At 64.4% G+C, this 25,059-nt stretch carries 25 protein-coding genes; 7 read left to right on the forward strand and 18 right to left on the reverse strand.

Annotation, left to right across the window (positions count from 1 at the left end; translation table 11 throughout):
* Window positions 1-66: 66 nt before the first annotated feature.
* The 16 genes from HF690_RS06445 to HF690_RS06520 form a co-directional block, all read right to left on the reverse strand.
* The gene (locus tag HF690_RS06445; protein ID WP_168608861.1) at window positions 67-948 is read right to left on the reverse strand and encodes a hypothetical protein; all 882 of its coding nucleotides are present in this window, start codon (window positions 946-948) and stop codon (window positions 67-69) included.
* Window positions 896-2,017: a hypothetical protein gene (locus HF690_RS06450; protein ID WP_168608862.1), complete on the reverse strand. Its 1,122-nt coding sequence runs from the start codon at window positions 2,015-2,017 to the stop codon at window positions 896-898. The genes HF690_RS06445 and HF690_RS06450 overlap by 53 nt, the downstream gene beginning before the upstream one ends.
* A 38-nt stretch (window positions 2,018-2,055) precedes the next feature.
* Entirely contained in the window at window positions 2,056-2,850 is a 795-nt protein-coding gene (locus HF690_RS06455) for a TadE/TadG family type IV pilus assembly protein (protein ID WP_168608863.1), read from the reverse strand.
* Complete coding sequence (locus tag HF690_RS06460; protein ID WP_168184663.1) at window positions 2,847-3,332, reverse strand: tetratricopeptide repeat protein; 486 nt, start codon at window positions 3,330-3,332, stop codon at window positions 2,847-2,849. The genes HF690_RS06455 and HF690_RS06460 overlap by 4 nt, the downstream gene beginning before the upstream one ends.
* 41 nt (window positions 3,333-3,373) lie before the next feature.
* Window positions 3,374-3,727, reverse strand: coding sequence for a DUF192 domain-containing protein (locus tag HF690_RS06465; RefSeq protein ID WP_168608864.1), 354 nt, complete (start codon window positions 3,725-3,727; stop codon window positions 3,374-3,376).
* The gene (locus tag HF690_RS06470; RefSeq protein ID WP_113064106.1) at window positions 3,724-4,614 is read right to left on the reverse strand and encodes a type II secretion system F family protein; all 891 of its coding nucleotides are present in this window, start codon (window positions 4,612-4,614) and stop codon (window positions 3,724-3,726) included. The genes HF690_RS06465 and HF690_RS06470 overlap by 4 nt, the downstream gene beginning before the upstream one ends.
* Complete coding sequence (locus HF690_RS06475; protein WP_168608865.1) at window positions 4,611-5,465, reverse strand: type II secretion system F family protein; 855 nt, start codon at window positions 5,463-5,465, stop codon at window positions 4,611-4,613. Before HF690_RS06475 ends, HF690_RS06470 begins: the two co-directional genes overlap by 4 nt.
* Window positions 5,462-7,216 carry an ATPase, T2SS/T4P/T4SS family gene (locus tag HF690_RS06480; RefSeq protein ID WP_168608866.1) on the reverse strand — a complete coding sequence of 585 codons (1,755 nt, stop codon included), beginning with the start codon at window positions 7,214-7,216 and terminating at the stop codon, window positions 5,462-5,464. Before HF690_RS06480 ends, HF690_RS06475 begins: the two co-directional genes overlap by 4 nt.
* A gap of 10 nt (window positions 7,217-7,226) precedes the next feature.
* Complete coding sequence (locus HF690_RS06485; RefSeq protein ID WP_168608867.1) at window positions 7,227-8,555, reverse strand: type II and III secretion system protein family protein; 1,329 nt, start codon at window positions 8,553-8,555, stop codon at window positions 7,227-7,229.
* A gap of 3 nt (window positions 8,556-8,558) precedes the next feature.
* Window positions 8,559-9,329: a Flp pilus assembly protein CpaB gene (gene cpaB / locus HF690_RS06490; protein WP_168608868.1), complete on the reverse strand. Its 771-nt coding sequence runs from the start codon at window positions 9,327-9,329 to the stop codon at window positions 8,559-8,561.
* Window positions 9,330-9,347: 18 nt separating this feature from the next.
* Window positions 9,348-9,563, reverse strand: coding sequence for a hypothetical protein (locus HF690_RS06495; protein ID WP_168608869.1), 216 nt, complete (start codon window positions 9,561-9,563; stop codon window positions 9,348-9,350).
* A gap of 13 nt (window positions 9,564-9,576) precedes the next feature.
* Window positions 9,577-10,239, reverse strand: coding sequence for a hypothetical protein (locus HF690_RS06500; RefSeq protein ID WP_168608870.1), 663 nt, complete (start codon window positions 10,237-10,239; stop codon window positions 9,577-9,579).
* Window positions 10,229-11,056 carry a TadE/TadG family type IV pilus assembly protein gene (locus HF690_RS06505; RefSeq protein ID WP_275690259.1) on the reverse strand — a complete coding sequence of 276 codons (828 nt, stop codon included), beginning with the start codon at window positions 11,054-11,056 and terminating at the stop codon, window positions 10,229-10,231. The genes HF690_RS06500 and HF690_RS06505 overlap by 11 nt, the downstream gene beginning before the upstream one ends.
* Before the next feature lie 116 nt (window positions 11,057-11,172).
* The gene (locus HF690_RS06510) at window positions 11,173-12,021 is read right to left on the reverse strand and encodes a hypothetical protein (protein WP_168608872.1); all 849 of its coding nucleotides are present in this window, start codon (window positions 12,019-12,021) and stop codon (window positions 11,173-11,175) included.
* Window positions 12,022-12,053: 32 nt separating this feature from the next.
* Window positions 12,054-13,682, reverse strand: coding sequence for a pilus assembly protein TadG-related protein (locus HF690_RS06515; protein WP_168608873.1), 1,629 nt, complete (start codon window positions 13,680-13,682; stop codon window positions 12,054-12,056).
* Between the two features lie 308 nt (window positions 13,683-13,990).
* Window positions 13,991-14,290: a pilus assembly protein gene (locus HF690_RS06520; RefSeq protein ID WP_168608874.1), complete on the reverse strand. Its 300-nt coding sequence runs from the start codon at window positions 14,288-14,290 to the stop codon at window positions 13,991-13,993.
* 304 nt (window positions 14,291-14,594) lie between these two features.
* Here HF690_RS06520 and HF690_RS06525 point away from each other — a divergent pair, with 304 nt between their 5' ends.
* From HF690_RS06525 to HF690_RS06545, 5 genes are all read left to right on the forward strand, one after another.
* Window positions 14,595-15,614: an OmpA family protein gene (locus HF690_RS06525; protein ID WP_168608875.1), complete on the forward strand. Its 1,020-nt coding sequence runs from the start codon at window positions 14,595-14,597 to the stop codon at window positions 15,612-15,614.
* Window positions 15,615-16,290: 676 nt separating this feature from the next.
* Entirely contained in the window at window positions 16,291-16,848 is a 558-nt protein-coding gene (locus tag HF690_RS06530) for a fimbrial protein (RefSeq protein WP_113064095.1), read from the forward strand.
* Between the two features lie 108 nt (window positions 16,849-16,956).
* On the forward strand, window positions 16,957-17,703 hold the full coding sequence (locus HF690_RS06535) for a fimbrial biogenesis chaperone (RefSeq protein WP_168608876.1): 747 nt from the start codon (window positions 16,957-16,959) through the stop codon (window positions 17,701-17,703).
* Window positions 17,700-20,453 carry a fimbria/pilus outer membrane usher protein gene (locus HF690_RS06540; RefSeq protein ID WP_168608877.1) on the forward strand — a complete coding sequence of 918 codons (2,754 nt, stop codon included), beginning with the start codon at window positions 17,700-17,702 and terminating at the stop codon, window positions 20,451-20,453. The genes HF690_RS06535 and HF690_RS06540 overlap by 4 nt, the downstream gene beginning before the upstream one ends.
* Complete coding sequence (locus HF690_RS06545) at window positions 20,450-21,514, forward strand: fimbrial protein (RefSeq protein WP_168608878.1); 1,065 nt, start codon at window positions 20,450-20,452, stop codon at window positions 21,512-21,514. The genes HF690_RS06540 and HF690_RS06545 overlap by 4 nt, the downstream gene beginning before the upstream one ends.
* 242 nt (window positions 21,515-21,756) lie before the next feature.
* On the opposite strand, the gene HF690_RS06550 is transcribed toward HF690_RS06545, so the two are convergent.
* Window positions 21,757-22,110 (reverse strand): hypothetical protein, encoded by a 354-nt coding sequence (locus tag HF690_RS06550; RefSeq protein WP_168608879.1) that lies wholly within the window; start codon window positions 22,108-22,110, stop codon window positions 21,757-21,759.
* Window positions 22,111-22,346: 236 nt separating this feature from the next.
* Window positions 22,347-23,096 (reverse strand): FAD-binding oxidoreductase, encoded by a 750-nt coding sequence (locus tag HF690_RS06555; RefSeq protein WP_168608880.1) that lies wholly within the window; start codon window positions 23,094-23,096, stop codon window positions 22,347-22,349.
* A gap of 208 nt (window positions 23,097-23,304) precedes the next feature.
* Between HF690_RS06555 and HF690_RS06560 the strand changes: the two genes are divergently transcribed.
* On the forward strand, window positions 23,305-24,243 hold the full coding sequence (locus tag HF690_RS06560; RefSeq protein ID WP_168608881.1) for an ABC transporter ATP-binding protein: 939 nt from the start codon (window positions 23,305-23,307) through the stop codon (window positions 24,241-24,243).
* Window positions 24,240-25,019 carry an ABC transporter permease gene (locus HF690_RS06565; protein WP_113064088.1) on the forward strand — a complete coding sequence of 260 codons (780 nt, stop codon included), beginning with the start codon at window positions 24,240-24,242 and terminating at the stop codon, window positions 25,017-25,019. Before HF690_RS06560 ends, HF690_RS06565 begins: the two co-directional genes overlap by 4 nt.
* Window positions 25,020-25,059: the final 40 nt, after the last annotated feature.

Here is a 25,059-nt window from a genome sequence, read left to right on the forward strand (position 1 = left end):
TCCATGGCTTCACGAAACGGGCCGCGCCGAACGCAACAGCATCCGGCGCTTGAGCATGCCGTCCGCTCAGTCGTCGTACCCCGGTCCCATCACGGGGATCCGCTTGACCACGCGCATCGCCGACGCACCGCCGGACCTGGATACCAGGTACATGGCCAGGGATGCGTAGGAGCCGCCCCCGTTCATGCGGTTGTAGGAACGGAAAAGCAGGTCTTCGGTGCCGTCATGGTCGAAATCGCCGCGCGCAACCAGCGTGATGGCCTGGGTCCGCCCGTCCGGGTACGTGACGAACGCGTACATGCTGTCCTCCTGATTGCTGAATTCCATCTTCGCCTTGCGCAGAAAAGGACCGAGTGTCTTGTGACCATCGTCGCCCTGATCGGACGGCGACACCACGAAACGCATGCCCACGGGGAGGCGGTCGACATGTGCGCGGTCGAAGCGGAAGCCGGAGACATGACTGACGCGGGACGACTTTCCATCGCGAATCAGACGAGCCGCATAGCATTTCGCCGCCCAGCCCCGATAAATCATCCGATCCAGAGGCTGCACCAGCTCAAGCCCCTGTCGATCAGCGGAGAACAACTGTTCGCAATTACCGACCTCGGCTTTCTTCGCGCCGTCCTTGCCCACGGCGAACGCCAATGGATCGCCATCCGGATTGCGCCAGGCCTGCTGCAGCCACTGATTCCATTGGTCGACGCCTTGCGGCGATTTCGCGCTCCCTTTCAACACGAAGCCGCCATACACCTTGACCGGAAACGCATTGCCCGCTTCGGCGCAGCCCGTGGCCAGCACGGCGACCAGGAATATTTGCATCGACAAAATCAATGCACGACAAAAACCCCGATGCAAAAAGGGACGCAAAAAATCACTCGAAACGCATGTCATGCGATTAATTCGAGCCACTTCCACTTGATTTTGATTTCTTGCATTTCTGCTCGTCATTATAAGCTTCCATCAACAGGTTCTTGACGTAATCGTTTCGGCTTTGCTGCACGCCGCCGCGCTTGGATTCGGCCGCAGCCGTCTTCCAGTCCTTGGCTTTGACCGCTTTCGCGAACTTCTTGAATTTCTTGAGTCCTGCGGCGCCGAGATTGTAGATCATGTCGTACATGGCCGCCTGAACACGCGAAGGATACGTGTCGAAATCAGGGAACTGCTTGACCAGGTCGCCATGAAAATCACCGAGCTTGTCCTCGACAAACTGCTCGCGATCGCTTTCCTTCAAACGCAGATCGGAAATGCTTTTGTAATGATTGACCGTATAACACTGACTGGTATCGGTCTTGCACGCCGCCGGCTGCGTCTCCTTCTGCACGGCAGCAAGTCCGTCCTTGATCTGCTGCTTGGTTGCCTTGGCGCACTTGTGCGTGGCGTCGCAGATGCACGACTTGTTGGTTTTCCGGTCGCAGATATAGAACGGTAGCGCCTCGGCTTCCGATTCGGTCTTGCTCGACCCCTTGCTTTCGAGATTGTCGCCGATGCCGACCGTGACGTGACCCGTGGTGTCGATGTACATCCACGGCGAGTCGCCTTCGTACGTCTTCAGCTTGTCGGTTTCGTACTGCTTGGCCGTCTTGTTGCCGGGCAGCGGCGGATCCGGGTCGCATTGCGTCGGGCATCCGCTACCGCTTCCGGTACTGCCTCCGGACGCCGCGGTCGCATTCGTCTGTACCCCCGTGCACTGACCTCCGCCACCCGGCGGGTTCTGCGCCTGTACCGAGCAGTGGTTCGCCTGCTCGAAATCCTTGATGGCCTGATCCGCCGACTCGCCGTCCGGCACGATCAGACAGATATGCGGGCAGGCCGGAAGACTCGAACCCGAATCCAGCAGCCCCTGCGTGGACAGCTTGCCCGTGCCCACGCTTCGAACAAACGGATTCGAATACGGCACGGACTGCTGCATCACGGCCTTGTCGTAACTGCGCAGCCCCTGGCCGGACTGCCACGGCGACGCCTGCGCCGCCCAGGACCAGCACACCGTCAACGCCCACACGAAGGCGAGTCCCCACATTTTCACTCTGCTTTCCATACGGTCCCGCTCCATCGTGCTCACACGCATACGTGGTCCGGAGGCGTGCCTCCGCCACCCGAGCCGCCGCCCGAGCCACCACTACCCGACCCGCCGCCGGTTCCGCCTCCACCCGATCCGCCACTGCCACCGCCACTTCCGCCGCCGCTCGTGTCATCGGCGTTGGGCAGAAGATCCCGATCCCGGATCGGCGTCTGCATGCGCACGATGGCCTGGGCCACGATCGGCAGACTGTAGACGCTGTGGCAGCCTCCCGGCTCCAGGCAGGTGGCGGCGGACCGCACCGGGTCCAGATGGCCGATCAGGCGATCGATCACCGGCACGATCAGCGGATAGTTGTAGCGGACCTTGATCTTCAGCAGGTTGGCGTCCTGCACCGTCACGCCGGCCTTCGGGACGTTGCCGCGAAAGGCGAGGCTGTCGTTCGGGATCGCCTCGACGCCGTCGTACTGCGGTTCCTTCCAGGCGTCGAACATCTGCTGGGTCGGATTGACGATCTGAATCTTGCTCGCGCCCGTCGTGACATCCAGCCACGCCTTGGCGTATGCCTTCTCCGCCGCAGTGTTGCTCGGCTCGTGCGTGTACAACGGCAGCAAGCCGCGCGTGAGTCCGTCCTTCATCGCGGACATCTGCGCGAAATGCGTGGCGCCGCTGCGCGCGGCCTGCAACGCGGCGTAGTCGACCACAGACTTGGCGCGATAGAACAGCACCGCCTGCAGGATGCCGAGGATCACGGCCCCGAAGACCGGGATCACCACGACGGCCTCGACCAGGCTCTGTCCGCGCTGACGACGTTGAACCGTTGCAGCCTTCATGGCCCCTCTCCCTTGACTGGCCTCCCCATCGCGTTCGGCGCCTGCGCAGCCGTTGGCGTCCCCTGCGCGGGCGCGTGACCGGCATCGGCGCCCGCGATGTCTTCCAGCTTCGTGGCCATGTGCATGCTCTGGTCGCGCAACTCCGCATCGCGATCCGCCGTCCGCGCGCTCTGCACGAACGCCGCAGCGGCCTGATGCAGGTAGATCACGCCCAGGTTGTGCCAGGCCTTGGCGTGCTCCGGATCGCGCTGCAGTACGTGCCGGTAGGCTTTCATCGCCGCATCGGGCTGGTTCAGTCGCGCGTAGACATTGCCCAGGCGAAACCACGAAGCGGTGTCGTCGGGCATGTCGTCAGCCAGCTGCCGATATGCCTTGAGCGCAACAGCCAAGTCGCCTTTCGCGTAGGCCCCGGCCGCACGCTGCTGTAGCGCGACCTCCTGCTGCAGCGCGCGATGCGGCGCCGAAGCGCAGGCTGTCAGCATCAAGACTGCGGCGAGCGCCCCGCCGCATGCACGCAGTCGATTCATTGCATATGCCATTGCCAGGCCTCTCCTGTTTGCGGTTGCAGCGCCGCGATCCCGCCGGGTGCCAGTTCCACGGTGTGACGCGCGCCACGGCAACCGCGGAAACGGCCCGGGCGCAGATGCTCGTGCATGGCCAGCACGCACCCGTCGCGATCGAGAAAGACGATGTCCAGCGGATAGCGCATCCCGACCGTGTGCACGCTGCCGCACGGCGTCAGCCACAGTGCCTGGCGTGCCCGGTCGAGCAGCGCCGGCCGACCCAGCAGGCCGCGCATGCGGCTCCATGGTCGATCGGCGCGCCAGGCCTGTGGCACCAGCACGCTGCCATCGCGTCGGATCGTTCCGTGCTTCACAGGACACCCTCCTGTTTCATGCGCAGGAAGATGAAGTAACCCAGCACCAGGAAGATCAGCGGGAAAAAGAACATCACCAGCGGCATCATCATCTTGACCGGCGCTTCCAGCGCCAGCTTCTCCGCATACAGGAAACGCTCCTCGCGCCGCTGCGCCGCCTGCGCGCGCAGGGTCGCACCGAGACTGGCGCCGACCCGGTCGGCCTGGATCAGGGCGCTGGTCAGGCTGGAGATCTGCGACATGTCCATGCGCTCGGCCATGCGTGTGAGCGCTTCCGAACGCGGCAGGCCCGAACGCACATCGCGCAGAAAGCGCATCATCTCCTGCGACAGCGGACCGTTCGGCCCCTTGCGCGTGGCCTGCTCGATGCCGCCGTTGATGTTCAGTCCGGCTTCCACCGACATGGTGATGAAGTCGAGGAACGTCGGCAGATCCTTGATCACGCGCCGGCGTCGGCGCTTGCGCCGCTCGCTCAGCCACAGCGACGGGTACAGCCAGCCGATGACCAGCCCGAGCACCGTGGCGGTGACGTAGAGACCCACCTTGTCCTTGTCGAGCATGAGCAGCAGCACCCAGAAGAACGCCGCCGCCAGCCCCGCCCCCACCAGGCGCAGGCCGTACAACTGTTCCGGACTGAGCACGAAATCCTGTCCCGCGGTCTGCAGTTCGCGGTGCGCCTTTTCCAGCTTGTCGGGCGTCAGGCGCGGTCCCAGCAGATGGGTCGCCACGTTGACCAGCGGCCAGATCATGCGCAGCCCGTAGGGCAGTGGATCCTGATAGTCGCGGTCGGCCTCGGGCACCTCGCGGATAAAGCCATACAACGCCCAGAACGCCAGACCGATGCACCCGGCCGCCGTCAACGCCAGAATGAGAATGATCGGGTTCAAATGTCGATACTCATGATTTTGCGACACATGCGATAGCCGAGGTACTCCATGACCGCGGCGATCGCGAACACGAGCCAGCCCAGCGGCGTGTGGTACATGGCGCGCATGGTGTCGGGATAGGCGAAGGTCAGGAACGCGACCAGGGTGACCGGCATCATGGCCATGACGATGCCCTGCAGACGCCCCTGCGCAGTCAGCGAACGCACCTTGTTCTCCATGATGAGACGCCGGCGCAGCGTGTCCGCCAGCGAGGCCATGATGTCGGCGAGATTGCCGCCGACGTCGCGCGAGATGTTCACGGCCGACACGAACAGGCCCACGTCCTGGACCGGCACGCGATCGTGGAAGTGCTGCAGCGACTCGTCCAGCTTCACGCCCATGCGCTGCTGACGCAGGACCAGCGCGAATTCCTGCGACAGCGGCGGATCGACGTCGTGGGCGATGCTTTCCAGCGATGCCGTCAGGCCGAGTCCGGCGCGCATGCTGCCGGCCATCATCATCAACGCGTCGGGCAACTGCTGCTGCACTTTGTCGATGCGGCGCTGACGCAGCCAGCGATAGACCTTCTTCGGCAGCACGAACAGCACCACCAGGGCGATACCGGCCACCAGCGGATTGTCGGTGATCCACCACAGCAGCAGCGGCACGGCGGCCAGCGCCACGGCGTTGAGCCGGAACAGATGCCGCGTGTCCATGAACAGGAACAGGTCGGCGAGATTGAAGCGCGCCTGCTCGGTGAAGGTCTCCTGGTAGCGACCCCAGAATACCGTCGAACTGCGCAGCGCGAGGTAGCCGATCAGCGCCACGCACAGGAACACCGTCACCACGATCGGCAGCATGGCGGGATTCATCGATCGTCCTCCCCATCCGGCTTGAAGATCGACAGGTCGACCGGTACGCCGCGGTTGGCCAGCTCCTCGTAGAACTCCGGCACCGCGCCGGTAGCGTGAAAATGCCCGCGCACGCGGCCGTTGGGGCCGCCCTGGTCGCGCGCCTCGAAACGGAACAGGTCCTGGGTCTGGATGGTGCCGCTCTCGATGCCGGTGATCTCGCAGATGCAGGTGACCTTGCGCGAACCGCAGGGGAAGCGGCGCTGATGCACGATCAGGTCCGCTGCCGAGGCAATCTGCTCGCGCACCACCGACACCGGCAGGTCCATGCTCGACATCAGCACCATCACCTCCAGACGCGACAGCGCGTCGCGCGGTGAGTTGGCGTGGGCCGTGGTCAGCGAGCCCTCATGGCCGGTGTTCATCGCCTGCAGCATGTCCAGCGCCTCGCCGCCGCGGCACTCGCCGACGACGATGCGATCCGGACGCATGCGCAGCGCGTTGCGCACCAGATCGCGGATGGCGATCTCGCCCTTGCCCTCCAGATTCGCCGGACGCGCCTCCAGCGACACAAGATTGGGCTGGCTGAGCTTCAGCTCGGCGGCGTCCTCGATGGTGACGATGCGTTCGTTGTCCGGAATCGCGTTGGACAGAATGTTCAGCAACGTGGTCTTGCCCGAGCCGGTGCCGCCGGTGACGATGATGTTCCGGCGCTCGCGCACGGCCATGTGCACGAACTCGAGCATGTCCTCGCTGATCGAGCCGAACTGGAGCAGATCGTCGCCGGTCAGCTTGCGCTTGCTGAACTTTCGGATAGTCAGGCTGGGGCCGCGCAGGGCGACCGGGCTGATGACCGCATTCACGCGCGAGCCGTCGGCCAGACGCGCGTCGACCATCGGCGAACTCTCGTCGATGCGGCGACCCAGCGGCGCGACGATGCGCTCGATGGCGGCGAGCACCGCCTTGGCGCTGGTGAAGGTGACCGGCGAGGTCTCGATGCGGCCCTCGCGCTCGATGAAGATCTCGTCTTCGCGATTGACCATGATCTCGGTCACGCTGTCGTCGTCCAGCAGATCCTCCAGCGGTCCCAGGCCAATGGCCTCGTCCAGCACTTCCTTGGCCAGGCGACGGCGGTTGATGGTCTTCGGCAGGCGGTCGGCGAACTCACCCTCGATGATGTCCCGGATCAGCGCGGAGGTCTTCTCGCGCAGATCGCTGTCGCTCATGCCGCGCACATCGACCCGGCGCAGGTCCATCTGCCGCACCAGCGACTTGTGCACCTGGGTGCGCCACTCGAGCATGTCCTTGTCCACACGCACCGCGGGCAGGCCGGGCTTCTCCTCGACCGCCGCCGGCTTCGCGTGCTTGTGCTCGGGCACCTCGCCGGCCGGGCGCGCGTCCGTTTCCGCGACGGCTTCATCGGCGCGGGCATGATTGGCCGCCTTCTTCGGCGCCTCGACCGTCTCGGTCTCCACGGCACGGTCCAGCAGCACGCGCAGCTCGTAGGCGCCGATGCTGACCACGTCCTCGCGGTGCAGCGGGCCGTACTCGCCGTCCACGCGCGAGCCGTTGACCGCCACGGCCGCGCGTCCGCCGCAGACCTGGATGAACACGCCGCCGTTGCGGAACTCGAACACCGCGTGCTCGCGCGCGATGTTCCAGCCTTGCAGCACGACGAGATTGTCCTCGCCGCGCCCCACCCCACAGACTTCATTGAGGCAACGCACCTGCCGCGGCGTGCGGTTCTTGGTTTCGATCAGGACTTCGAACACGTGCGTCTCCTCACTCGACGATGTCGCGACCGATCGTCTTGCGGAAGTCGTCGCGCAGACGGTTGCTCTTGTCGATCATCTTCTTGTTCTCCGGCGAATCGGGATTGACCACGAACGGCGTCACGAAGATGACCAGGTCGGTGCGGTTGGCCTGGAAGTCCCGCGAGCGGAACAGCGCGCCGAGGATCGGGATCTGCCCGAGGCCAGGCATCTTGTCGAACGACTTGGCCGCATTGGCGTCGACCAGCCCGGAAATGACAATGGTCTGACCGGTATGCACATTGACTTCCGCCCGCGCGCGGCGGGTGATGAAACCGGGATAGCCGTTGACCGTGACACTGGGATCGATGCGGCTGATCTCGGTTTCCAGGTCCGTCGAGATGTCACCGGCGCTGTTGACGACCGGCTCGATGTGCAGCTTGATGCCGTAGTTCTTGTACTGCACCGAAGTCGTGCCCAGGCCCTGATCGACTGGAATCGGCACTTCGCCGCCGACCAGGAAATCGGCCACGCCGCCGCTGCGCGCGGCGAGCTGCGGTTCCGCCAGTTCCCAGGCGTTGCCGGTCTGCATCATCAGGTTGATCTTCGAGGCGATCGACGTCGCGATGCCAAAATAGGCGGCCGTTCCGGACACCTGCAACGGCAGATCGCTACCCATGAACTTGGTCGGCGTCCGGTACAGCGAATTGGTGCGCCAGTCGTGCACCAGCCCGCCGGTCGGGCCGTCGATGACCGAATCCCACTTGACGCCGATCTTGTTCATGGCGTTCTTGCGGAACTCCATGATGCGCACCTTCATCATCACCATCGGTTTCATCTGCACGGCGTTGGCGGTGGTGAAGTCGAGCACCTGCGGATACATCTTCTTGATCGCCGCGACATGCGCCATGTCGACCTGCGACAAATTGCTGCCGGTCAGCACGACCTTGCCCGCAATGCTGTTGACGGCGATAGCCGAGTCCGCGCCCAGCAGCTTGCGCACCAGCACCGCCGTCTGGCCGGCGTTGCCGGCGCCGATGTGCACGGCGACGCTGCGCTGCGAGCCGTCGCGCATCCACAGCTGCAGAGACGTGTCGCCGGTCTTGTTGGCGATCAGCACCATTTCCCGACGACCGATGGTGCGCACCTCCAGCAGCTTGCCGTTGCCGACCGCTACACGACGCAGCGGTCCCGGTGCCATGCGCACCAGCGCCTGACCGCTGTACATGGTCACCTGGTCGGCAATGACAGGCGTCGCGGTCACCTCGGCCGCCGCCGATGACGGCGGAACATGCGCGTACCCGAGCAGCGTCAATGCGGCGATCGCGAGAGCGCGTGTAAATCCTTTACGAACGTCCATGAATCAACCATTCCCCCCGATGATGAATTGAATGCCGCTTCCGCGCGCGCGTCGCTGCATGCGCAGCAGATCGGCCTTGCTGAGCAATTTCAGATGGAACGGCTCATTGCTGTTCGGCGGACGCAACATCACGCGCAGAGCGCCGACTTTCTTCGCGATGCCCACGCGCTGCGCCTCGACCGGCGTCAGTTCGAGCGTGAGATTGGAATAGTGGTCGTCGCCGCTGCCGTCACTGCGCACGCCCTTGGCGCGGCGGCCCGTCGCCAGTACCAGCACGTCGCCCAGCAGCGGACGGATTCGGTCGTGCTTGTCCTCGGATGTCAGCAGCATCAGGTCGATGTGATCGCCGGGCGTGATCAGTCCGGAGATCGAGTTGGTGCTGTTGACCTGGATCGAATAGGCCACCTTGCCCGGCGCGATGATGTTGGAGAAGTGATCGCTGAGCCGCTCTACCGCACTGGCCGGAATCGGCGCACCGTGCTGCAGCGGCGCGCGCAGCACCTGCCCCAGATAGTTGCGGTAATCGGCCGGCGTGATCGCGTCGGCCGGCACGAATTCGGCCGGCACGTCGCGAGCGGCGACGCCGCTCGCGCTCAGCATGTCGCCCTTGGCCAGATCGCGCACCGGCACCACCACTTTCACGGTGCGCTGCGGCGTGGTGTGCGTGCGCTTGGCCACCTGCGTGTTCACGTAGTGCACCGCCAGGACGCTGGCCATCACGCCCAGCAGAACAGCGACCCCCAGAAAAATGAAATTGCGATTGATCTTCGGCATGTCGAATGCAAGTCCGTCCTAGAACCAGGAAATGGAAAGTGTGTAGACAAAACTGGTGTACGCATCGCGCAGTGCATCCACGAGCTGGGTGACTGGCGCGGGGTTGCCGGACGTACCGACGAGGAGCACGAAAATCAGGATGCCGACCACGATGGCGTACTCGATCACCGCGCTACCGCGCTGCCGGTCCCGGCGCCGCGGACACCGTTTCCTGCGGATCAGCCTGTGCACCATTTCGCTCCCTCCCTCACGGCCGCTGCACATTGATGATCACCTTCGAATACCCGGAGCGCCCGCGCTCGGCGACCAGCGTCAAATGGCTGTCCCCACGCGAGTAGTGCTGCACGCAGGCATCCGGGTCCGTGCAGCGCTGCCGGCCATCGGGCTTCCAGCCGTCGCCCTCCAGGCGCTCGCGGAAATAGCCGGCGTTCTGCAGCGGCGACAGGGTGTTGGTCATGGCCACCGTGCGCGCCGGCACCGGGTCGTCCGGATAACGAATGTCGTTGAAGACCTTCGAACCCATCGGATGCGGCAGCCCCTTGCCGGGTTCGAAATGCTTGGGCGCATCGCCCACGTCGACGATGCCGATCTCGCCCTTGCTGCCGCCGGCGTAGTCGCTGACCTTGATCGTGATGTAGTAGTCGCCCTCGCGATGCCCGATGACTTTCGCCTCGCCCATCGGATTGACCACGGTCTTGCCGTGCCATGCCTTGCGATAGAAGTCGATGATCTCGGCCTGGCTCTTCTGCGAGCGGAACATGCGCGCCTGCATATCCAGACCGTTGAAGATCATGCGTCGCGCGACCATCGTCGACCGGGTCGCTTCCGGCACCGGAACCTTCGGCCAGGAAGCGGCCGCCGCGATCAACGGCCAGGCAAGCACGAGTGCGAACCATCGCTTACTTGGCATCCTTGTACTCCACCAGCTTGTCGTGCGGCATCACGTCGGGCGCAGTCTTGCCGAAACGGAATTGATCGAAACCGGGCGTGAAGATCCGGTTCACGATCGGAATCTTTCCGAGCACGTTGACGATGGTGCTGAGCGCCTTGTCGAACTTGTCGCCAATCAGCGCCGTGGGCACCAGTGGGCGGATGACGTTGCGCACGGTGCGCCGGTTGCCCGTGTCCACGCCCTTGCCGTCGAGGCTCTCGCCGCCGCCCGCCGCATCCCAACTGTCGGCCAGCACCACGGTCCTGGCCGAGAAGTCCAGCTTCTCGGTCGCCAGCGAACCCAGGAACGACAGCGGCGTGCCGTCCCGTCCGACAATCTGTTCAGGCTGGACATGCACCTCGGCCGTGACCAGGCCCTTCGTGTTCGGCGGCAGATTGCCCAGGTGCTTGGTCGCCTTGCCGATGATGTTCAGTCCCTTGTCCAGGTAGCTCGGCGAAGCCGCCTGCGAATACACCGAAAGCGTCACGCCTTCGGGCTTGAGCAGCGGCTTGTCCGCAAACGTGGTCAGCATCGGGTCACCCAGGGTTTCCGGCGCCTGCACGTCGCTCTGGATGGCGGCATCGGCCGAACCGAACTGGCGCGCAAGGATCACCGTCTGCATGTGCTCCTTCTGCGGCAGCGATTCGTCGATCAGCGCCGGATCGGCCGTGGCCGCCCAGGCGGCTTCGCGCGCCGCCGCCTGGGCACGCTGACGCAGGTGGACGTACTGGCCGATCAGCGCGATGCCGGCGGCCAGCGGCACCAGCGCGACGAGCATGATCGCCATCTCGGCCAGGCTCTGGCCGCGTTGGCGATGCCGGGCGCATCCTCGGCTTGCAGCGCCCTTCCAGTGTCTTGTCGATGTCCTTGCTTCCTGCACGACATGTCCCCTCGGGCCACAGCCCGCTTCGTTCAGCGCACCGTGTCGGGCACGCTGAATACACGTTCGTCAAAGGGCTTCCCTACCGTGATCGACTGCGTCGTCAGATAGGACCCATCGCCACCGTCAGCCGGCTTCTCCCACAGGTTGATGGCGTCGGTGTACGGCGAATCGCCATATGCGCCACCGGCTCCCGCCACATCGTTCGCCCCGTCGAAGCCCCAGTCTTCGGCCGCCGACAACGCGCAGTAGCGCCGTGTGGTGTCGACGTGCACGGTGCAGAGTTGGCCGTCCACCTTGCGCTGCCCTTCCTGCTTGCTGGTGCCGCCATAGCCGCGCTGATGCAGTTCGGCCATCACCTCGGCTTCCTCGTCCTTGTCGGCCTGGGTGACGGCCGCCTTCGCGCGATGCACCACAGGACCGCCCAGGTAGACAATGTGCGCATCCGCACCCTGGCCCAGCTGATGCTTCGCGCTGCTCAGTCCGGGCTGATAGAACCAGCGCTGGGACAGGTGCGTGACCTTGAACACACACGGCTGCTGACCGGAAAGCGTGAAACCCCAAGTATCGGCCTTCACGCTCAGACGATCGCCTTCGTACCAGGCCTCGTAATAGGTGCGCCCGAGCTTGCCCACGTCCTTCGCCGGAATCGGCGTGAACCCGCTGGCATGCCCGCAATCCGCGCTCGCCTGCTGATACTGGTGCTGCACCACGGGCTGGCCGTCACGCAGGGTCACCGCGGTCTGGCGCAGATGGATCGGCGGCGTCTTGCTGGCCACGTTGACGACCGCATCACTGGATGAAGGCGCGTCCCCGGCGCTGCATGCGCTGATGGAGACCAGACTCGACAGAAGGACAGCAAGGGCGATCGGACGGTACATGTAGTTCCTCGAAACAGATGGGTTGTTCATGGTCAATGCAACAGGCACGGCAACGGCACCGGTGTCACGCCGCTGCCGGCATACAGCACCTCGATGCCATGACGCACACTGCATGGCGTGTCCACCAGCCGCGCCTGCCAGTACGGGCTGAACAGGCTGCCGAGCTCGCGCTTGCCCGGACTGACCAGATTCGCGAACAGACTGCGCGGACGGCTGAAGTAGACCTGTGCGGAACCCACGGCCGTCATCTGATCGGCGAGGGTCTTGTCCGGCACTTTGAAGTTGGGCTTGGCCAGGGCATTGCTGCTGGCCGAAGTTGCCGGCGCATCCGTACTGCCCAGTCCGTCCAGGTTGTCACTGGTGTGCACGGTATTCATCGGCTGCTCGACCAGCACGGTGAAGATCGGCCCGACATCGTTGGCCTCCACACCATTGTCCGCGGCACTCTTTCCGTTGAGGTACGGCACGGTGGCCTTGTTCGGATCGATGTCGTCGTAATCCTGCAGCCCCGGCGCGGTGCCGTACGTCTTGATCCAGACCTTGTCCGAACCGCCCATCGCAGGGCTGCTCAGCACCAGGCTGCTGGCCGCATTGTTCCTGAGCGCACCCGAATACGGGTCGTAGTGCCGGTTGTCGGTCTCGTAGCCCGCGTTCCATCCACTACCACTGTGATAGCCGGGACTGGCCAGACTGCGGAACGATTCCTGCGGCGGATTCTTGACCGCGGCGCCGCCGCCCCAGGCCAGCGGCACATTGATATTGATCACGCACCCCCAGAAGCCGCACAGCCATTTGAACCGCACATTCAGCGTGTCGATGCCGACCCAGTTCTTGTAGTCGATGAGATCGGTTCCGCCGCGCTTCTTGATCGGGCCGATGCTGCCGTTGCGCTGCTTGGAGAATCCATCGCGCGCCTCCATCACCACGTTGGCGAAACGCTCGGCGCCGTCACGGTCCGCGCTGCGGGTACTGATGTGGTAACGGCGCGTGTAGGTGATGGCTTCCTGGATGCCCTTGAGCAGAATCGTGCGGCCCCGCCAGTCAAGCTGGGCCTTGCCATCGGTATTCTTCGCGATGATGTCGGGCACGATCTTCTGAGCCTCCCAGGCCTCGCCCACCGTGATGAGCCGGGATGCCTTCGAGTACGCGTCGTTGAGAATCGCGATCGCGGTCGTGGCCACCGAGAACACGTGCTGCATGACATCGCGCATCTCCTGCACGGCCGTCTTCACCTCGTTCAGCACGGTGACGACTTCCTGCAGTGCGGCACCGATCTCGGCGCCGACGATGCTGAAGTCGAACAGGATCGCGATGGCCTGCACCGCATCCTTGAAATTGTCGGTGCCGCGCAACGCGAAGTTCATCCATGAGTACCAGCTGACGAACTGTGCCACGGCCACTTCGTTGGCGACTTCCGCACGGTTCATGTAGGCGACGAGGTTGTACGCGCGCGCCTGCTGCACCGCCGCGCTGTAGGCGGCCGCATCCGCGGCATTCACCAGCTGCACTTTCTTGTTGACCGCCTGCCCGGTGTTGAACAGCACGATCACGCCGATACAAAGAACCAGCAACGCGATCATGCCCAGCACCAACGCCTGGCCGCGCATGCGCGATGCGCACGCGACCACGCGCAGGCGGTTCACGGCACGTGCCGTGAACACCGGAACTCCATTTCTGATCCGTGCAAGCATGATGTCCCCCTTCCCCGGGGCAACGCGAAAACAATGCCCCGCATCGCGCTGCATCCGACGCACGCAGTTCCCGTTCTCGCTTCTTCCTGAGTTCGAACAGTCAACGCGCTCCAACGCGCTCACTGCCCGTTTCGAATCGACGGAAACCCGCGCTCCCGACCCGCAAGTCGAGAACGTTCAGACGCAGCGTGTGATGTCTTGAGTAAAAACCGGGAGCGATATCCGCATTTTGCGCTGACCGACAGCCGAACCGCGGTCAGCGCAAAATCGCGCGGAGATCAGCCGCCACCGTCGCCGCTGTTCACATCGCTGTGATAGTTGGCGAGGTTCTTCGCGTTGTCGCCCTCGGTGGCCGCATTGCTGGCCTGCTGGCCCGCATTGTCCATCTGCGTCTTGCCCGAGTTGCCGGACAACTCCTGAGCCATGGCGCCGACTTGCTCGCGCGCGGTGTGGCCGAAGTAGGTGACCGCGCCGATGGCGGCGATGGCGATCAGTGCAGTGATGATGATGTACTCGGTCATTCCCTGACCGCGCTGCCGGACGCGGATTCCGTTTCGGCGTTCGCTGTGCAGTTTCATTGTTGCTTCCCCATTGCGTGTCCAGATTCCAAAACATCCCGCGAACCCCTCGCGAGACGAACTACTGAATCAGAAACGCCCCCTGTGCGATTCATCATGAATCACGTTTCACCTGGCCCCCTCCAGGGGCCTGGCGACTTCCAACCTACACCGCAATGGCTACAGTTCCGTGAAGACGCACAGGCCTGGTCCTCGATTTGAGGACCTCGTCGCAAAATATCGGGACAGCCACCCGGATGCAACTCTTCCGCGCGCAAGCGATGCGTAGACTGCCCGCGGCCCGCTTCGCACGACAGGATGTCCCATGCTCGTTTCCCATACATTCTCCGTCCATGTACGTCGCCTCGCATGGGTTTCGATCGCCGGATGGCTGCTCGCGTGCTGCGCGCATGCCGCATCGACGACCTCCGGGGACCTGCCCGGAAGTCATGACAGCAAAGTCATCCATCGATTTGCCGGTTCGACCATCGTCGGATACCAGGCGGCCGATTACGGCGAAGTCACGCTGCCGCTGGGCGCCTATCGCCATCACCAGATATCGAAATCCGAACCGGCCCGCGGCGAAATTCGTCGCATTGCATACATCGCGCCAACCGGTGTCTCGGCACTGGAAGTGTTCCACAATTTCCACCAGGCCATGCTGCAGGCAGGCTTTCACACGCGCTTCCGCTGCCATGGGAACAACGGATGCGGAAGCGGCTATGCCATGGCCAAGGCGATCTACGCCCCCGTGGCAAACCAGCTCAGCGGCGGCCTGCATCAGAAGATCCTGCGCAACAACACCTTGCTGGCCAGCGGTGGTGACGTATACGTGGAAACCACACGCCTGAAGAAAGCCGACGGCGTCCTGGACAGCGTGCTGCTGGTCAGTCACCAGAACGGCAGACCGACCGGCATCCTGATCCAGACGGCACGTCACGCCCCCATGAAGACCGGCGAAGTGAAGATCGACGCGGACGCGCTGGATCGCAGCCTGACGTCCTCCGGCCACATGGCCCTGCGCGGTATCCACTTCGCGCATGACCGCAGCACACTGACGAAGACCTCCGATCCGACGCTCTCGGCGATGGCCGAACTGCTCAAGCGCAAGCCCGCACTGAAGGTTTTCATCGTCGGGCATACGGACAATACCGGCACGCTCGAGCACAACCTGTCGCTATCCCGCCGCCGGGCACAGAGCGTCATGCACGCGCTGATCCAGCGATTCCACATCGCCGCGACGCGTCTCGCCGCCGAAGGCGTAGGTCCGTATGCGCCCGTGGCCAGCAACGCCACCGCAGCCGGGCGCGCCATGAATCGCCGCGTGGAAATGGTCGTGCGCTGATCGGCAACGCTCCTACTCACCTGGGACTCGGCCGCGCTCATCTCACGCGCGGCGAGCCATCCCGCCTCACTTCAACCATCCGCCACGCATGCACGGCCCCTGCGCCGCATGCCGGGTGACGACCGGGACTCGCCGAAACCGTGCCGGACTGGCAGCGCAACCGCGCCCTGCCCCTCATCCGCAAGTCCGCGCGCGAACGCTTCACTGGCCGCACATGCAACGACGACTCAAATCGGCATTTCGTCACAATTTTCATGATTTCACGACGACACGCCCACTTGCCCGAGCACGCGGCCCGACATCGCCTCCACGTCATTGGAGAACTCGGTCACAAATCCGGCCAGCGCGCACTCCGCGCCCAAAGCAAGGGCAGCTCGCCTCGCGTGAACATAAGTTCATAATTTATTTTAGAATGTCCGACTTTTGACGCGGAAAATCCCGCCTTGAAAGGCAAATCCCTCCGGCCGAGCGCTTCTCGGCGAACCTCGGAAAATGTGACGCGCTTCGCACATGAGGTGCCGAAGTTTGTCAGTTTTCTCCTACTTCGCCCTCGGACAGCGCCCGCACCGATCTCGAAAAATTCCAGCACATGCCTTGACATGTGATATGTCAACAATAACTGGCATAACTTTTGCTTTATGCCTTTTGCCCAACCAACACACCGGGGAAACCAGTAATGAAGATGAAGTACAGCCTTCTCGCCGCCGCCCTCGCTCTTGGCCTGAGCGGCGTCGCCAACGCCGACCAGAACTCGGGTCCGGACGGCAGCATCACCATCAACGGCAAGGTCATCGCCCAGACCTGCCAGGTCGACGGCAACGCCACTGGCACGGCGGACAACAAGGTCGTCAACCTGCCGGACGTGCTGACCACCGCACTGGCCAGCAGCGGCGACACCGCCGGCGACACCAGCTTCAGCATCAGCGTCACCGGCTGCGACTCGAGCCTGTCGTCCGTGCAGACCTACTTCAGCGGCGGCAACATCAACACCGGCGACGGCTACCTCGACAACATCGCCGCCAGCCCGGCCAGCAATGTCCAGGTGCAGCTGCTGAACGCCTCTGGCACCCCGATGGATCTGAGCGGCGCCGACGCCACGGCCCAGGGTTCGCAGCAGGTCGCCCTCTCCGGCGGCGCCGCAACGCTGAGCTACAAGGCGCGCTACTACGCCACGGGCGCCTCCAGCGCCGGTGCGGTGAAGTCGACCGTCGACTTCACGCTGATCTACCAGTAAGTCTGGCGTCCCTCGCTGCGGCGCACCGCCGCCGCAGCGACAGGGGGCACCGGGCGAAGAGTGAGCGCCATGCTCCCGTGATTTTTGTCTCATCCGGTACATGTCCCCATGAATTTTTCTTCGCGCATCCTGTGCATCCTCGTAGCAGCTCTCTGTTTCTGGACCGGCACCGCCCAGGCCAACGTCGTCATCGGCGGCACGCGGGTCGTGTTTTCGGCCAGCCAGGGTGAAACGACGCTTCGCCTGAGCAATCAGGGCAAGCAGCCGGCGCTGGTCGAAGCCTGGATCGACGAAGGCAACCTGCATTCCACCCCGAACAACACGCACGCCCCGTTCCTGATCACGCCGCCCCTGTTCCGCATGGAGGCCGGCAAGGACCAGAGCCTGCGCATCCTGTTCACCGGCCAGACGGACAGCCTGCCGAGCGACCGCGAATCGCTGTTCTGGCTCAACGTGCTCGAGATTCCGCCCAAGCCGAAGCAGGCCGCGGACAAGAACATCCTGCAGTTTGCCGTGCGTTCGCGGCTGAAACTGTTCTATCGGCCAGCCAATCTGGACGGCAATCCGCTGAAAGCGCCGGGGAAACTGATCTGGAAGGCCTCGACCGACAGCCAGGGCGTGCAGCTGACCGTGCATAACCCCACGCCCTACTACATCACCATCACCAAGGTGTCGCTGAAGAGCGGCGATACACAGGTCACGGCGAAGTCCGGCATGGTCGCCCCGTTCGGCGATCAGCACATCGCACTGTCCGATCTTCATCACGCGCCGGCCGCGGGAACGCACATTGCGTTCACCACCATCAACGACTACGGCGCCGCAGACGCCCACGAAGGGGCCATCGCCGCCCAATGAGCCGCCGTCGCGCCACGCACCCGGTCTCGCCAGCTCGCGGGCAGCTGCCCGCGCGGCTGGCCTTGGGCGTGGCGATGACCTCCGTACTGCTCGGCCTGTCCAACGCGTCGCTTGCTGCCGCGGCGGGACCGGCGAGCGCGGCCAACACCTCCGCCGAAGGCGGTTTTGCGGACTTCGACCCGAGCATGCTGTCCGGCGGCTCGCATAACGCCATCGACCTCCGCCGCTTCGAGCGCGGTGCCGTGGTGCTGCCAGGCATCTACAACCTCGATGTCTACCTGAATCGAGACTGGGTCGGCCGCCTCAACGTGCATTTCATCGCACCGAAACCCGGCGCCAGCGCGTTGCCCTGCATCACGCCGGAACTGATGGATCGGATGGGGCTGAAGCCGGCCGAGGGTGCACCCGCTTTCGGTCCGGATCACGCCTGCATGCAGATCGAGCAGCTGGTGCCCGGCGCCCACGCGCACTTCGACCAGCCCGACCTGCGCCTGGACATCAGCGTGCCCCAGGCCTACATGCACCAGCTGCCGCGCGGCTATGTGAACCCGTCCTCGTGGGACGCCGGCGTACCCGCCGCGCTGCTGAACTACAACTTCAATGCCTATCGCACCGACAGCAACGGCATCAGCCAGACCAGCACCTACCTCGGCCTGAATGCCGGCCTGAACATCGGCCCCTGGCACCTGCGGCAGAAGTCGACCGCAACCTGGCAGTCCAGCAGCAACGGCGCCCCGTCGCGCCAACGCTGGAACAACATCGCCGCCTATGCGCAGCGCGACCTGCCTTCGCTGCGCTCGACGCTGACCGTCGGCGACAGCTACACCGACGGCACAATATTCGACAGCCTCGGCCTGCGCGGCGTGCAGCTGGGCACCGACGACCGCATGCTGCCGCAGTCGCTGCGCGGCTACGCGCCGGTGGTTCACGGCGTAGCCGAGACCAATGCCAAAGTCACCGTGACCCAGAACGGCGTGCAGATCTACCAGACCAGCGTCTCGCCCGGTCCGTTCACGATCAACGACCTGTACCCGACCGGGTACGGCGGCGATCTTCGCGTCACGGTGACCGAGGCCAACGGCCGCACGCACAGCTTCTCGGTGCCCTACGCCTCGGTCTCGCAGCTGCTGCGCGCCGGCACCACCCGTTTCGACGTCGCCTTCGGCCGGCTGCGCAACCTGGCCATCGACCACGAGCCGAACCTGATCCAGGCCACGGTCCAGCACGGTTTCAGCAACCTGTTCACCGGCTATGCCGGCCTGCAGGGATCGCAGGGATACGCCGCGGCACTGGTCGGCGGCGCCTTCAACACCCGTTACGGCGCGTTCGCGATGGACCTGACCCAGGCCGGCACCACTCTTCCCGGCCACCGGGCCATGGACGGTCAGAGCATCCGACTTAGCTACAGCAAGCTCATCCCGACTTCGAGGACCGCGCTGACCGTGGCCGCCTACCGCTATTCCAGCAGCGGCTACCTGAGCCTGTCCGACGCCGTTCGCGCGCGCGACTACGCGCGCCGCGGCCTGAGCCTGACCCAGTATCTGCCTTCGGAGCAGACGACCGTCGACGGCGTTTCCATCATCAACGGCCTGACGCCGGCCCAGCAGGCCGCGCTGTCCGGCAACGCCTCCACCAGCTCCATCACTCCCGTAGCGACCGGCCTGATACACCGCCGCAACCACTTCACACTGTCGCTCAACCAGCAACTGGGCGGCGATGCCGGCTCGCTGTACGCCAATGCCTCGATCAGCGATTACTGGCAGCGCAGCGGCCACGACACGCAATTCCAGGTGGGCTACAACAACCGGTTCCGCGAGATCAGCTACAACGTCTCGGCCACACGCACGCGCGGTCCGCTGGGGCGGTACGACGATCAGTTCTTCGTCGGCGTCAGCATTCCGCTCGGCGAATCCGCGCGTGCGCCGAGCTTCACCCTGAACCTCAATCACGATGACGCGAACGGTTCGCAGCAGCAAGCCATGGTCAATGGCACCCTCGGCTCAGCCAACCAGTTCACCTACGGCGTCACCGCCTCGCATGTCGACAACGGCGCCGGAAGCGCCGGCTCGGTCAACGGCACCTATCGCGGCCGCTACGCCGTGCTCGGCGCCAGCTACGGAAAGGGAAGCTCGTATTCACAGGCGTCATTCAACGCCAGTGGCGCGGTGGTGGCGCACTCGGGCGGCATCACGTTCGGGCAGCCGACCGGCGACACCATCGGCATCGTCCACGCACCCGGCGCCGCGGGTGCGCGCGTCACCAATGCGCCCGGCGTGCGCGTGGACGACTCGGGCTATGCGCTGGTGCCGTACATGAACCCGTACCAGCTCAATACCGTCCGGCTCGACCCGCAGGGTCTTTCCCTGGGCGTGCAACTGGGCAGCACCAGCGAGCAGGTCGCGCCCTACGCTGGCGCTGTGGTCATGCTCGACTTCAAGACCCGCCAGGGGCGCGCACTGATCGCGCACCTGCATCTGGCCGACGGAAAGCCGGTGCCCTTCGGGGCCGAAGTCGTCGATGCCGAAGGGCACAACCAGGGCGTGGTCGGCCAAGGCGGACTCGCATTGCTGCGGGTGAAGGACAAGAATGGACGCCTGAGCGCGAAGTGGAAAGGACCGCAGGAATCCTCCCACCGCTGCCAATTCGAATACGCGCTGCCTGCCGACGCCAGCCGCCCGAATGCCCAGTCGGTGATCGACGTCACCTGCAACGCACATCCGGCCACGCCGTCCAGCGAGGGGAAATCATGATGCGCCACGCCACCACCCCGAACCGCTCCTCCGGACACCTGCGCCAGGCCCTGCTGCTGGTGAGCCTGCTGCTCGGACTGCTCTTCCTGCCGCGCGCGGCGCGCGCCGATTGCGGGTTCGTATCGGGCTCGGCCACCACCGTGACCTTCAACGCCGGCACCATCACGCTGACCCCCAGCACGCAGGTCGGCGCGGTACTGTGGACATCGAACTCGGCGAGTCCTGCCAATCCGCCCGAGCTCGCCTGCGACGGAAACACCAACGGCGGCATCTTCAACACCATCGCCGCGTCGACCCCCGTGAACGGTGACAACAGACTCTTTCCCACGGGCATCCCCGGCATCTCCTATCGCCTGCTGCACCCGGACTCCAGCACCCTGCTGGCGCTGTACCCCTACTACCCCACGGGAAGCGGCACGTTCAGCGTGCCCACCAACCTGCAGCTGGTCTACACCGGCCCGTACCTGCCGCCCGACAACAGCACACTGAGCGGACAGCTTTCGCAGTGGAAGATCGATATCTGCGACAACCCGCGCATCAACGGCAATCAGTTCTTCGGCTACTCCTACCGGGGATGTCGCGGCTCCGTATCGCCGCAGCCGGTCGAAACCTTCAACGTCAACGCCATCATCCACATCCAGGTGCCCACCTGCACGATCGATCCGGGCTCGGTCACCAAGTCGGTCACGCTGCCGTTCGTCAATACCCAGCAATTGACCGCCCAGGGCACCACCGCCGCCAGCACACCCTTCAGCCTGCTGCTTACGCAGTGTCCAAACGGCCTGCACGTGTTCATCACGCTCGATACCAGCACCCCACAAGCCGGCGCCACCGGCGTGATCGCGCCGACCACGGGAACGGGCTACGCGAGCGGCGTCGGCGTGCAGATCCTTCAGGCGGACGGTGTCACGCCGGTCACGTTCGGCTCAGCCATCAACACGGGCACCACGGCGGCCAGCAGCTACACGATTGACCTTTATGCGCGCTACTACCAGACCGCCACCACGGTCTCCAGCGGCAACGTCAAGGGCGTGGCCACCTACACGATCAATTATCAGTGACCCGATTCCGGGCGTGACGCCCCTGCCTGCACACCGAACCGCTCGACGCCACTATCAGGCGGAACCATCGCACGAACCGCGCCATCGAGCCGAAGCGGTCAACGCCATGCGATACCGGCAATGTCTGCGCGAAGTCGGCCCGGTCTTCGTCAACGCTATCCCGGACCGAACTGGCAGACTCACGACGCACATAGCTTGCAGCCCGCCGATCAGTCGCTTAGTGCGATCGACCGCGCCGTGACTCACTCGAAGCGCTGCACCACCAGCTTCATCGCGCCGCGATGCTGCAGATAGTCCGGGAAGTATGCGCGCACGCGACCGTCGAGGAGATTACCGGGCATCGGCATGACCTCCATCGAATACTGCCGCGCAGGCGCCCCCTCGGCCGGACGCCGGGCGCTCGGGCAGGCGTGGAGTGTCGCACCCTGCACCGAACCGGTCACAGGCAGCACGGGGCTGCACGTCGGCGCACGCACCCCGCCATGGAACGTGATCCGCCCATTGGCGGCCTGCGCCGCCGGCACCATCAACACAGCAAGACACATCGCACTCAAGGTGCGCTGAACCCATTTGTTCCTGCCAATTAGGTCGGGCATGTCCGTGTCCTCGCAACATCTTGGCGCTGGAAGCGCGAGTACAGGATGTAACCGTTTTCACTCGAAATTTCGTGACGAATTCCGCACAATTTTGCGAATAGACCTTTCGGTCGATGCCGTGTTGTGCGCTACGTCACGCTTTTTTTCGTGCCATGCACGTTTTCGGAAACAGATCTCAGATCCATGGCCATCCGATCTGGGGGATGCGAACTGCTTCACGGAGGCCGTCAAGGCGCCTAGCGCGAGGAAATGTACTTCTCGCGACGGATCTGACGCACCGAAAGGCCGCGTTCCTTCAGCTCGGCGAAGGCCGCATCGACCATGTTCGGGTTGCCGCAGAGATAGGCGATGTCACGCTCGGGATCGGGCTCGAATTCCGGCAGGATCGCCTGAACGTAACCCAGACGGTCGTGCGGACGCGGATCCGGCCGCGCGCCGCGGCTCAGGCAGGGATGGAAGTGGAACCCCGCGTGCTCGCGCGCGAACGCCTCGAATTCCTCGCCGTAGAGCAGCTCGGTCTCGTTGCGTGCGCCGTACAGCAGCACGACCTCGCAGCCGCGCTCGCGGATGAGCTTGCCGATTTGCGGCAGCATCGCGCGGTAGGGCGTGACGCCGGTGCCGGTGGCGATAAGCAGATAGCGCTGATTGGCGTCCTCGTCCATCAGGCAGAAACGCCCGTAGGGGCCGCTAGCCTCGATCTCCTGCCCATGCTCGAGTTCGCCAAGCAGCTGGGTCGCCGCACCGCCGTCGACGTAGCTGACCGCGATCTCGATGCGCTGCACCGATTCCGCGCCCTCTTCGCCCACGGTCGCGACCGAATAGCTGCGCTTGGTCGGCTTGCCGTCGTCGTAGTGGAAGTGCACCTGCAGGAACTGGCCGGGTTTGAACGACAGCGGCGCGCCGTCCGTGCGCTCGAAGGCAAGGTGACGGACCGTCGGCGCGAGCATGAAACTGTCGACGAGGCGAAGCGGGAAGTGTTCGATCATGGATTCGGCATGCCGGGAAACGCTGCGTGCACGGCACCGGCATGGTGCGTGTGGACAAGCCCGCTATCATAGAAGGCTATGCTCCGGCTGGAAACCGCCGCCCGGGAACGCGCTGCACGCGCTTCCGGGGGCCGAAACCGCGCCGGTTGCTTGATTTTCCCCGCACGGCCATCACTCTCGATGGCTTGAACCTTCGGAACCCCGCGCCATGACCCAAGCTCCGGCACTGGAAATCACCGATCTGCGCAAGACCTACGGCAACGGCACCGAGGCGCTCAAGGGCGTCTCGCTGACCGTGCAGCCGGGCGACTTCTTCGCCCTGCTCGGCCCCAACGGCGCAGGCAAGTCGACCCTGATCGGCATCATCAGCTCGCTGGTCAACGCCAGCGGCGGCACAGCGAAGATCTTCGGCGTGTCGATCCACGAGCAGCGCAGCCAGGCCATGCACTTGATCGGTCTGGTGCCACAGGAAATCAACTTCAACCAGTTCGAGAAGCCGTTCGACATCTGCGTCAACGCCGCCGGCTTCTACGGCATCCCGCGCGCCGAGGCGGTACGTCGCGCCGAGAAGTACCTCAAGGAACTGCGCCTGTGGGACAAGGCCCAGCATCCGGCGCGCTCGCTGTCGGGCGGCATGAAACGCCGCCTGATGATCGCCCGCGCGATGATGAACGAGCCCAAGCTTTTGATTCTGGACGAGCCCACCGCCGGCGTGGACATCGAGATCCGCCGCTCCATGTGGCAATTCGTCACCGGCATCAACGAGGCCGGCACCACGGTGATCCTGACCACGCACTACCTGGAGGAAGCCGAGCAACTGTGCCGCAACATCGCCATCATCGACCATGGAACCATCGTCGAGAACACCGGCATGAAGCAGCTGCTGGCCAAGCTCGACGTGGAGACCTTCGTGCTCGACACCGGCGAACTGCCGCAAACCCTGCCCAGCATCGACGGCATCGAACTGCGCCGCCGCGACGACCACACGCTGGAGGCGGAAATGGCGCGCGGGCACGATCTCAACTCGTTGTTCACCATGCTCGACCAATCCGGCATCACCGTGACCTCGATGCGCAACAAGGCCAATCGCCTGGAGGAACTGTTCGTGCGTCTGGTCGACAACGGCAAGCAGGAGAAGGCCGCATGAGTCATACCTTCGCCCACAACCTGGTCGCGCTGAGGACCATCGTCCGCCGCGAAGTCATGCGCATCGTGCGCATCTGGTCGCAGACGCTGATTCCGCCGGCGATCACCTCGACGCTGTACTTCATCATCTTCGGCACCGTGATCGGCAGCCACCTGCACAAGATCCACGGCTTCGACTACATGACCTACATCGTGCCGGGCCTAGTCATGATGAGCGTCATCACCAACAGCTACGGCAACATCACCAGCTCGTTCTTCGGCGCCAAGTTCCAGCGCTTCGTCGAGGAGATGCTGGTTTCGCCGATGCCCAGCTGGGTGATCCTGTCCGGCTACATCATCGGTGCGATGGTGCGCGGCCTGGCGCTGGGCGTGATCGTGATGCTGATCTCGCTGCTGTTCACGCACCTGCATATCGAACACCCGCTGATCACGCTGACCACGGCGATGCTGACTTCGATGGTGTTCGCGCTGGCCGGCTTCGTGAATGCGGTGTTCGCCAAGAAGTTCGACGACATCGCCATCATCCCCAGCTTCGTCCTGCAGCCGCTGATCTACCTGGGCGGCGTGTTCTACTCGATCGACCAGCTGGGCGAACCCTGGCACACCATCTCGAAGGCCAACCCGATTCTTTACATGGTCAACGCCTTCCGCTACGGCTTGCTGGGCGTGTCCGACATCCACATCGGCGTGGCCTATGCGGTGATGGTGTTCTTCGCCGTGGTACTGGGTGGCTTCGGTCTGTTCCTGCTGCACCGCGGCATCGGCATGCGCAGCTGAGGCGGCCCGCGAACACCCGCGAACCGCCTCGCCACACGGG

It is taken from the genome of Oleiagrimonas citrea (genome assembly GCF_012395255.1).
GTDB lineage: Bacteria > Pseudomonadota > Gammaproteobacteria > Xanthomonadales > Rhodanobacteraceae > Oleiagrimonas > Oleiagrimonas citrea.